The sequence below is a fragment of the Nocardioides alpinus genome (assembly GCF_900112035.1).
Taxonomy (GTDB): domain Bacteria; phylum Actinomycetota; class Actinomycetes; order Propionibacteriales; family Nocardioidaceae; genus Nocardioides; species Nocardioides alpinus.
The window spans coordinates 22187-31129 of sequence record NZ_FOKC01000019.1; the positions used below are offsets into that span (position 1 = coordinate 22187).

Sequence of the window (8943 nt, forward strand, 5' to 3'; positions counted from 1 at the left end):
TCGCCTGCGACTGGCATCGGCTTGCCACACAGAAGTCCTCTGCGTGACGCAACCACGGACCCGGACGGACTCCATGACAAGACGCTAGCCCTTCCGGGGTCCGAGGCCAACCGTCCGGGTCACCTGTCGGGAAGTCCTTCGCGTGGCGGCGACCGCGGCGATGGCCACCGGGGCGAGCCCGACCGACTCGAGGGCGCGCTGGGCCTCCCGCGCGGTCGCCCCGGTCGTCAGCACGTCGTCGCACACCACGACGTACGCCGTGGGCCAGCGGCGCGCGACCCGGGCGAGCGTGGCGGAGGGGCAGTGCATCGAGTGGCGCACGTTGGCCGCCCGGCCGGCCGCGTCGAGGCCCGCCTGGTCGGCGGCTCCGCGTGAGACGACCAGAGGGGCGACGACGACCGGGCGCTCTCGCTGCAGCCGGCCCGCGGCGCTCCGCACGAGTGCCGCAGTCGCCTCGTAGCCGCGCTGGCGGCCGGCGCCGGGGCGCGACGGCACCGGCACGAGCAGGAGGGGCACCGTCGGCTCGAGGTCGGCGCTCGCACCCCGTACGGCCTCGGCGAGCAGCTCGCCCAGGACCCGCCGGTGGCCCCACTGGCCGCGGTCCTTGTGCCCGACGACCAGCGCGCGGACGGCGCCGTCGTAGGCCTCGCTCGCCCACGGCGACACGAGGCCGGTCGGCACGGGCGTGGGCCAGGCCGGCCGGGCCCGGACCGACAGCGCGCCGCGGCACTCGACGCACAGCATCCGGCCCGGGCGGTCGCACCCCACGCACCGGCTGCCGAGGAACAGGTCGAGCGCCTCGTCGAGCACCCGCCCATGCCAGCAGCCCTCGTCGTACGGCCGCAAGCGAGCGGCGCGCAGCCTGTGGACAGCCCGTCAGCCGACGTAGGTGACGGACGTGAGGCCCGGAGGCAGGTCGGGCACCGTCCGCTCGGGTCGGGTGAGGCTGCGGACCGTGCGCCCGGCGAGGGCGAACACCTCGCTGAGGTCCACGGGCGTCGAGAGGAGCGTCCGGAAGCGTCCGCGCAGCCGGGCGTTGCCACCCGTGGCGATCTCGCCGGGCGAGCCGTCGACCGACAGCGTGCGCACCTGGGAGAAGTCGGCGGACGCCCTCAGCACCGACACCGAGGTCGGCGAGCGCCATCCGATGTCGCGGATCCGGAGGTTCCCGTCGTCCGGCAGCGGGAGGGTCTGGAGCGGGGTGAAGCCGGTCGTGGCGCCGTCGGTGTCGTGCCGGACGCGGGTGGAGACCACCCGGTCGGCCTGCGGGCCGCGGACGACCGCGACCAGCCGGGTGCCGTCACGCGAGACCAGGAGCTTGGTCACCGTCCTGCCGCTGAGTCCCGGCACGGACTCGACCGCGGCGGCGCCGTCCACGGCGAGGATGGTGCGAGCCCGGCCGCCGTTGCGGTCGAGGGTCCAGACCCGCCCGCGGTAGTCCCAGGCGGGCGCGGCGAGGTCGACAGCCTCCGAGATCACGGTGGAGACCTCCCCGTCGGGTGCTTCCGTCGGTGCCACCACCAGGCGGCTGCCGTCGTCGGAGATGCCGGCGACGCGGGCCCCTCCGAGGTCGACGCCGATCGACCGGAGGCCGTAGTCGGCCTCGCCCAGGGGGCCGAGGGTGGGGTCGAACTCCCCCAGCAGGCCGCGGACCACGACCCCGTCCGCGAGGGCGAACAGGTCGTTGCTGGCGAGGTCGTCGGGGTCGTAGCCGGCACCGACGTCGAAGCCCACCGGCGTCGAACCGCCCGTGAGGCTGAACGGCCGGCCGCCGACGCTGAGCTGGAAGGCGTTGATCCGTGGCTCCTGGCGCAGCGTCCAGGCGAGCTGGGCCAGCATCCGCTCCGCGGTCTCCTCGTCGATCGCGTCGGGGTCGCCGGAGAGGGCGACCTCGGCGATGCCGCTGTTGATCGGCACCGACAGCTCCAGGGTGGTGCCCACGGGGAAGTAGGTCCGGGACACGTCAGCGGGCACGTCGGAGGGCGGCAGCAGCCCACGCACCAGAGACGAGGCGAGCTGGTCGCCGCGCGGCGCGAAGGCCGGCTCGGGGACCAGGACCTCGGACGTGGGGTCGAAGAAGTAGAGCGAGACCCGCTGGTACTGGTCGTCGAACCACGAGTCGGGCACGATCAGCGCGTCGGGGACCTCGTCGATGCGCCACTCGCCGTCCTCCTCGACGAGCCCCAGCGGCAGGCCCCGCGTGGCCACGGTGCGTTGCCACGCGCCTCGCGCGTCGTAGAGGTTGACGTCCGTCATCGGGATCCGGACCGACGTCTCACCCTCCGGGTCGCCGAGCTCGCTGTAGGTGATGATCTGCTGCTCGGGCTTCCAGCCGTCCGCAGCCTCGCTCGACAGGAACTGGCGCGCCACGGTCTGACGGATGGGCGTCGCCTTCATCGCCTCGAGGAAGCCCGCGACGATGTCGGCCGGCGGGTCACCGGCCCGCGGGGGCCGCGGGTCGAAGGAGATGCCGGGGACGTCGTCGGGCTCGGCGGTCACCTGTGGCACCTCGACCGGACCCTCGGTCGGCATCTGGACACAGCCGGCGAGCAGGGTGCAGGCAAGGGCGGCGAAGGCCGCCCGGACGGCTCGGGCTCGGGTGCTCATACGGTCTCCCGGGCGTCGTCGGGGACGAGGGGCAGGGGTGAGTGGCGCAGCTGGGTGCCGAGGTGGCGCGGCAGGGTGAGTCGGAACTGGGCGCCCTCACCGGGCCTGCCCCAGGCCTGGAGCCAGCCGCCGTGCAGGTGGGTGTCCTCGAGCGCGATCGACAGGCCGAGGCCGGTGCCGCCGCTGGTGCGCGCACGCGCGGGGTCGGCGCGCCAGAAGCGGTTGAAGACCATCGCGGACTCCCCCGGCCCGAGCCCGATCCCGTGGTCGCGGACCGCGACGGCAGCCGACTGCCGATCACCGCCGATGAAGATCTCGACGTCGCGCGACTCCGCGTGGTCGATCGCGTTGGTGACCAGGTTGCGCACGATCCGCTCCACCCGGCGTACGTCCGCCTCGGCGACGCACGGTGCGGTCGGCACGTGGACGACGACGCGGGTGTCGCGCTGGGCGGCGAGGGCCGAGGTCATGTCGACGACCCGGCGTACGACGTCGACGAGGTCCACGTCCTCGGCCTCGAGGACCGCGGCCCCGGCGTCGAAACGGCTGATCTCCAGCAGGTCGGCGAGGAGGGTCTCGAAGCGGTCGAGCTCCTTCTGCAGCAGCTCGGCGGCGCGACCGGTGACCGGGTCGAGGAAGGGCCTCGCGTCGTGGATGACGTCGCTGGCCATCCGCACGGTCGTGATCGGTGTGCGCAGCTCGTGGGAGACGTCGGAGACGAACCGCCGCTGCAGCCGGCTGAGCTCCTCGAGCTGGCGGATCTGCTTCTGCAGGTTGGAGGCCATCTGGTTGAACGACGTGGCGAGGCGGGCCAGGTCGTCCTCGCCGCGCACGCGCAGGCGCTCCTGGAGGTGACCGGCGGCGAGCCGCTCGGCGACCCGGCGCGCCATCCGGATCGGCGTCACGACCTGGCGGGTGACGAGCCAGGTCAGCAGGGCGACGAGGAGCAGCAGCGGCACGCCGGCCACGAGCATCGCGCGGGACACCAGCGCGAGCGTCTGCTGCTGCTCGTTGAGGGGGTAGAGGTAGTAGAGCGTGTAGGTGTTGTCGTCGGCCGGCAGCCGCACCTGGCTGCCGACGACGACACCGGGCCCCTCGGGCAGGCCCGGGATGTCCTGGGTGGTCCTGATGTCGGTGTAGGTCCAGGCGGTCGGCGACACGGATTCGAAGCGCGCCTCCAGGACCTCCGGCACGCTCGAGAGGTCGAGGCCCTCGGTGAACTTGGCGCCGCCGTCGGCCAGCCGGCTGCCCTCGCGGATCGGCGGCGACAGGACCACCGCGAAGCCGCGCGTCGCGCCACGCGCCTGGATCGGCTCGACGAGCGCCTGCTGCTGGGCCGACTCGTCGACCTCGAGGCCGGATGCCGCAGCCAGCGCCGTACGCGCCGCCTCGGTCTCGCCCTCGGCCTCCTGCACCACCGCGTCGACCCGGTTCTCGAGGAGGCCTTCGCGGGTCTGCTGGATGAGGAAGGCGCCGACGATCCCGACGACGGCCGCCGACAGCACCAGGGTGCTGATCACGACGCGTGCCTGCACGGAGCGACGCCAGAAGGCCGGCCCGTGGCGCAGGATCGGGGGCAGGCGGTCGAACAGGCTCACCTAGGTCGTGCCCGGGGACTTGCCGGCCTTGTAGCCCACCCCGCGCACGGTCACCACGACCTCCGGGTTCTCGGGGTCGTGCTCCACCTTGGACCGCAGGCGCTGGACGTGCACGTTGACCAGCCGGGTGTCGGCACTGTGGCGATAGCCCCAGACCTGCTCGAGCAGCACCTCGCGGGTGAACACCTGCCACGGCTTGCGGGCCAGGCAGACGAGCAGGTCGAACTCGAGCGGCGTGAGGTTGATCGGCTCGCTGCCGCGCGTCACCGAGTGGCCCGCCACGTCGATCGACACGTCGGCGATGGTGAGGCCCTCGTCGTTGGAGACGTCGTTGCGGCGGACGCGGGCGCGGATGCGCGCGACGAGCTCCTTGGGCTTGAAGGGCTTGACGATGTAGTCGTCGGCCCCGGACTCGAGGCCGACGACGACGTCGATCGTGTCGCCCTTCGCGGTGAGCATGACGATCGGTACGCCGGACTCGGCGCGGATCTCCTTGCAGACGTCGATGCCGTCCTTGCCGGGCAGCATCAAATCGAGGAGCACCAGGTCGGGCTTGTAGTCGCGGAACGCGTCGAGGGCCACGTCCCCGCGGCCCACGATGCGGCTGTCGAAACCCTCCTGGCGGAGCACGATGGAGAGCATCTCCGCCAAGGAGGCGTCGTCATCGACGACGAGCACGCTTCCGCGTGGTTCGACAAGGTCAGTCATGGCGCCAGTCTAGGGCGGCACCACGACTGACCTGCGCCGAACGCAGGTGCGGAGCCTCGTCGCGGTATCAGTAGCGGTAGAGGTCCGACTTGTAGGGGCCGGCGATGTCGACGCCGAGGTAGGCGGCCTGCTCCTTGGTGAGCTCGGTCAGCTCGACACCGAGGGCGTCGAGGTGCAGGCGGGCCACCTCTTCGTCGAGGTGCTTGGGCAGGACGTGCACGCCGAGCTCGTAGTCGTCGGCCTTGGTGTAGAGCTCGATCTGCGCCAGCACCTGGTTGGTGAAGGAGTTGGACATCACGAACGACGGGTGGCCGGTGGCGTTGCCGAGGTTGAGCAGGCGACCCTCGGACAGCACGATGATCTTCTTGCCGGGCTCGCCGTTCTCGCTCGGGAAGATCCACTGGTGGACCTGCGGCTTGATCTCGTCCTTGACGATGCCGGGGATCTTGGCCAGGCCGGCCATGTTGATCTCGTTGTCGAAGTGACCGATGTTGCCGACGATCGCCTGGTGCTTCATCTTGTGGAAGTGCTCGACGGTGATGATGTCGAAGTTCCCGGTCGTGGTGATGAAGATGTCGGCGGTCTCGACGACCGACTCGAGGCGCTTGACCTCGTAGCCGTCCATCGCGGCCTGCAGCGCGCAGATCGGGTCGATCTCGGTGACGATGACGCGAGCACCCTGGCCGCGCAGGGACTCGGCCGAGCCCTTGCCGACGTCGCCGTAGCCGCAGACGACGGCGACCTTGCCGCCGATCATGACGTCGGTGGCGCGGTTGAGGCCGTCGATGAGCGAGTGGCGGCAGCCGTACTTGTTGTCGAACTTCGACTTGGTCACCGAGTCGTTGACGTTGATGGCCGGGAAGAGCAGCGTGCCCTCGCGGAACCGGTCGTAGAGGCGCAGGACGCCGGTGGTGGTCTCCTCGGAGACGCCCTTGATGTCCTTCGAGATCGTGGTCCAGTGCTGGGGCTTGGCCTCGACGGAGCGGGCCAGCACGCGCAGCACCTCCTTGAACTCCTCGTTGTCGGTGCTGTCCTGCGACGGCACGACGCCGGTCTTCTCGTACTCGACGCCGAGGTGCAGCAGCATCGTGATGTCGCCACCGTCGTCCAGCAGGACGTTGGGGCCGACCGGGTTGCCGTCGGCGTCGGTGAAGTCGAAGACCTTCTCGGCCTCGTCCCAGTACTCCGCGAGCGACTCGCCCTTCCAGGCGAAGACCGGGGTGCCGGCCGGTGCGTCGACGGTGCCGTCGCGCCCGACGACGACCGCGGCGGCGGCGTGGTCCTGGGTGGAGAAGATGTTGCAGGTGGCCCAGCGGACGTCGGCACCGAGCGCGGTCAGCGTCTCGATGAGGACGGCGGTCTGGATCGTCATGTGCAGCGAGCCGGCGATGCGGGCCCCGGCGAGCGGCTGGTCCGCGCCGAAGCGGTCACGCATGGCCATCAGGCCCGGCATCTCGTGCTCGGCGAGCTCGATCTCCTTGCGGCCGTAGGCAGCGAGGGTGAGGTCAGCGACGTTGAAGTCCATCAGGTGTCTCCCGTATTTCGACGAGGTGCGTCTGCGCCGCACATCTGTGCATCGTCGGGATCTCCCGCGCGGACCACAAAAGGGTAGGACTGGCCTCAGCGATTCGGAGAATCCTCGGCGGCCGCCTGATCGGGGTGCTCGCCACCCTCGTCGCGCACCTCGTCCCGGCCCTCGTCGCGGCCCTCGGGTGCGGCCTCGTCGCCGTGGTCGGATCCGTGTCCGGCACCGATGCCGAAGGCGTTCAGGACGGTCAGGATGAGGAAGCCGACGGCGAGTCCGACGACGGCGGAGATCAGGGTGTTGAGCAGCCAGCCGGCGAGGGCGCCGAGCGCTCCACCGATCGCGTCGTGGACGGCGACCTCCCAGTGGTGCACGAGGTCGTACGGCGCGTGCAGGACGTCGCCGAGCCAGGTGCCCTCGAGGAGGCCGTCATGGCCACCGATCTCGTAGAGGCTGACCAGGAAGATGTGGCCACCGACCCAGAGCATGGCGAGGGTGCCGATGAGGGAGATCGCCGCGAGCAGGCGCGGCATCGCCGAGACGAGGGCGAGGCCGACGCGCTGCGAGCCCTTGGACGGCTTCTCCGCGAGGTGGAGCCCGACGTCGTCCATCTTCACGATGAGCGCGACCACGCCGTAGACGAGGACCGTGATCATGATCGCCACCACGGCGAGCACGATCGCGCGCATCCAGATGCTGGCGTCCGGGTCGGAGCCCACGACCTCCTTGAGCGCGATGACCATGATCTCGGCGCTCAGGATGAAGTCGGTGCGGATCGCCTGGGAGATGGTCCGCTGCTCGTGCTCGGGGGTGAACTCACCCGTCGGCTTGACCTCCTGCTCCGCCTCGGTCGCGTGGCCGGTGAGGCGCTCGTGGACCTTGTGGGCGCCCTCGTAGGCGAGGAACGCACCACCGAAGATGAGGATCACCGGCAGCAGGCCCGGCAGGAACTGTCCGAGCAGCACCGCCGCCGGCAGGATGAAGAGCAGCTTGTTGCGCAGCGACCCGATGGCGATCTTCTTGATGATCGGCAGCTCGCGGTTGGCCGCCGAGCCGTGGAGGTACTGCGGCGTCACCGCGGTGTCGTCGACGACCACTCCGGCGGCCTTGGCGCTGGCGCGTGCGGCGGCGGCACCGACGTCGTCCACGCTGGCCGCGGCGATCCGGGCGAGTGCGGCGACGTCGTCGAGGAGGGCGAACAGTCCGCCGGCCATGGTGGTCCTTCAGGTCAGTGGGTCAAGGCAGGGCCAGCCTATCGGCGGGTCACGCCTCGACCTCCAGACGCATCACCCAGCGCCACTTCGCGATCTTCCGGTCACGCACGAAGCCGAGCTCCTCGTAGAGCGTCTCGGGCCCGGTGTGGAGGTAGGCACCGCGCTGGGGACTGCGGTCCTCGACCTGCTCCGGATAGGCCTCCACCACGCCTCCCCCGGCGCGTCGGATCTCGTCCAGCGCGGCAGTGACCGCGGCCCTCGCGACCCCCTGCCCGCGATGCCGGCCGCCGGTGAAGAGGCACCCGATCCGCCAGGTCGGCAGCGCGACGAGGCCCCTCTCGTACGCCTTGCCGTTCTTGATGTTCGGGAGCTCGACGGGGCTGCCGAACTGGCACCACCCCACGCACGTGTCACCGTCGTAGACCAGCACTTGGTGGACCGTCCCGCCGTCGGTGTGGGCGCGCTTCGCGAGCTGGTGCTCCTCGCCCGTCCCGCCGAGCCCCTCGGGATGGAAGCCCATGCACCAGCACCCGCCCCACACCCCGTTGTTGTCCTCGACCAGCGCGGCGAAGTCGTCCCAGGTGTCGGGGGCCAGGAGCCTCGTGGCGTACGTCGGCGCGGCGGGCGTCTCGGGCATGCGTCAGGTGAGGCCGGGTTGCGGACGATCGGGGGGTCGGAGCTCGTACGCCCCTGGCGGAGCAGGTCGCCCAGCGCGCAGACGCAGGCCGAGCAGGTCGCGCAGCGACCGTGTCGAAGCCGTCGAGCGGGTCCCCCAGCCATGCCACCGCCGGTTGAGCAGGTCGCCCAGCGACCGTGTCGAAGCCGTCGAGCGGGTCCCCCAGCCATGCCACCGCCGGTTGAGCAGGTCGCCCAGCGACCGTGTCGAAACCAAGGATCCGAGGCCCCGACCCCTGGGGGGATCACCTGTTCGGAAACACTTATCCACACCGGTCTTCCCGCAGGCCTCAGTGTCGGTGGGTCCTGCTTGACTGGTACCCATGACCACCACCTCGGACCTCCGCTCCTCGACCAGCAGCCCGCTGGTCGAGGACCTGGACGCGTCCGGGATCCTCACCTCGATCCGCTCCCGCAAGGCGGCCGAGGATCAGGCCGCTGCCGACGTCCTCGCCCTCGCCGCCGCATGGGCCGACCTCCACCCACCGGAGTCCCTCCACGCCGCCGCGTCCTTCACCACCACCGGCGGCCTCGGTCGTGAGCACGAGGAACCCATCGCCGGCCCCGGCTGCCCGCTCGTCGCGGAGTTCTGCATCGCCGAGCTCGGCACCGTCCT

At 71.3% G+C, this 8943-nt stretch carries 7 protein-coding genes and 1 pseudogene; 1 reads left to right on the forward strand and 7 read right to left on the reverse strand.

Features of this window, described 5'->3' with window-relative positions:
• Window positions 1-84: 84 nt before the first annotated feature.
• From BM127_RS21595 to BM127_RS21625, 7 genes are all read right to left on the reverse strand, one after another.
• Window positions 85-810: a ComF family protein gene (locus BM127_RS21595; RefSeq protein ID WP_091202175.1), complete on the reverse strand. Its 726-nt coding sequence runs from the start codon at window positions 808-810 to the stop codon at window positions 85-87.
• Window positions 811-876: 66 nt separating this feature from the next.
• Entirely contained in the window at window positions 877-2607 is a 1731-nt protein-coding gene (locus tag BM127_RS21600; RefSeq protein ID WP_091202177.1) for an LpqB family beta-propeller domain-containing protein, read from the reverse strand.
• Window positions 2604-4205 carry an MtrAB system histidine kinase MtrB gene (gene mtrB, locus BM127_RS21605; RefSeq protein ID WP_231263222.1) on the reverse strand — a complete coding sequence of 534 codons (1602 nt, stop codon included), beginning with the start codon at window positions 4203-4205 and terminating at the stop codon, window positions 2604-2606. The genes BM127_RS21600 and mtrB overlap by 4 nt, the downstream gene beginning before the upstream one ends.
• Window positions 4206-4913 (reverse strand): MtrAB system response regulator MtrA, encoded by a 708-nt coding sequence (gene mtrA / locus BM127_RS21610; RefSeq protein ID WP_091202179.1) that lies wholly within the window; start codon window positions 4911-4913, stop codon window positions 4206-4208.
• A 67-nt stretch (window positions 4914-4980) separates the two neighbouring features.
• On the reverse strand, window positions 4981-6438 hold the full coding sequence (ahcY, locus tag BM127_RS21615) for an adenosylhomocysteinase (RefSeq protein WP_091202181.1): 1458 nt from the start codon (window positions 6436-6438) through the stop codon (window positions 4981-4983).
• Between the two features lie 95 nt (window positions 6439-6533).
• Window positions 6534-7652 carry a DUF808 domain-containing protein gene (locus BM127_RS21620; RefSeq protein ID WP_091202183.1) on the reverse strand — a complete coding sequence of 373 codons (1119 nt, stop codon included), beginning with the start codon at window positions 7650-7652 and terminating at the stop codon, window positions 6534-6536.
• A 49-nt stretch (window positions 7653-7701) separates the two neighbouring features.
• Window positions 7702-8289: a GNAT family N-acetyltransferase gene (locus tag BM127_RS21625; protein ID WP_091202184.1), complete on the reverse strand. Its 588-nt coding sequence runs from the start codon at window positions 8287-8289 to the stop codon at window positions 7702-7704.
• A 361-nt stretch (window positions 8290-8650) separates the two neighbouring features.
• Between BM127_RS21625 and BM127_RS21630 the strand changes: the two are divergent.
• A pseudogene (locus tag BM127_RS21630) lies at window positions 8651-8943 on the forward strand (hypothetical protein); the annotation flags it as partial.

Coding starts and splice junctions, on each gene's coding strand:
- BM127_RS21600 (WP_091202177.1), bottom strand. CDS start 2,607: ATGAGCACCCGAGCCCGAGCCGTCCGGGCGGCCTTCGCCGCCCTTGCC.
- mtrA (WP_091202179.1), bottom strand. CDS start 4,913: ATGACTGACCTTGTCGAACCACGCGGAAGCGTGCTCGTCGTCGATGAC.
- ahcY (WP_091202181.1), bottom strand. CDS start 6,438: ATGGACTTCAACGTCGCTGACCTCACCCTCGCTGCCTACGGCCGCAAG.
- BM127_RS21620 (WP_091202183.1), bottom strand. CDS start 7,652: ATGGCCGGCGGACTGTTCGCCCTCCTCGACGACGTCGCCGCACTCGCC.
- BM127_RS21625 (WP_091202184.1), bottom strand. CDS start 8,289: ATGCCCGAGACGCCCGCCGCGCCGACGTACGCCACGAGGCTCCTGGCC.